This is a genomic window from Rhizobacter sp. P2_H2 (assembly GCF_056403375.1).
Genome location: NZ_JBFUFP010001772.1, coordinates 1 through 610, shown reverse-complemented (window position 1 = coordinate 610; position 610 = coordinate 1). Strand labels below are relative to the sequence as shown.

1 protein-coding gene is annotated in these 610 nt (G+C 67.9%); it reads right to left on the bottom strand.

The features are described 5' to 3' along the window. On the bottom strand, positions 1-610 hold a 610-nt coding region (gene thrC / locus AC1D15_RS36125), incomplete at both ends, for a threonine synthase (RefSeq protein WP_477829875.1).

Here is a 610-nt window from a genome sequence, read left to right as displayed (position 1 = left end):
GGCCCATGCGGCGCGCCACGTGGCCGGCGCAGATGTTGCCGAAGTTGCCCGACGGCACCGCGAAGCTGACTTGCGCCGCCCCGTCGCGCGTGGCCTGCAGCCAGCCGGCGAAGTAGTACACCACCTGCGCGAGCAGCCGCGCCCAGTTGATGGAATTGACGGTGCCGATGCGGTGCGCGCGCTTGAACGCCAGGTCGTTCGACACCGCCTTGACGATGTCCTGGCAATCGTCGAACACGCCTTCGATCGCGATGTTGTGGATGTTCGGATCCTGCAGGCTGAACATCTGCGCCTGCTGGAACGGGCTCATGCGGCCGTGCGGGCTCAGCATGAAGACGTTGATGCCCTGCTTGCCGCGCATCGCATGCTCGGCGGCGCTGCCGGTGTCGCCCGAGGTCGCGCCGAGGATGTTCAGCGTCTCGCCGCGGCGGCCCAGTTCGTACTCGAACAGGTTGCCGAGCAGCTGCATCGCCATGTCCTTGAAGGCGAGCGTCGGGCCGTTCGACAGGCCTTCCAGGTACAGCCCGGGGCGCAGCGCCGTCAGCGGCGCGATCTGCTCGGAGCCGAACACGGCCTTCGTGTAGGTCTTCGCGGTCAGCGCGCGCAGGTC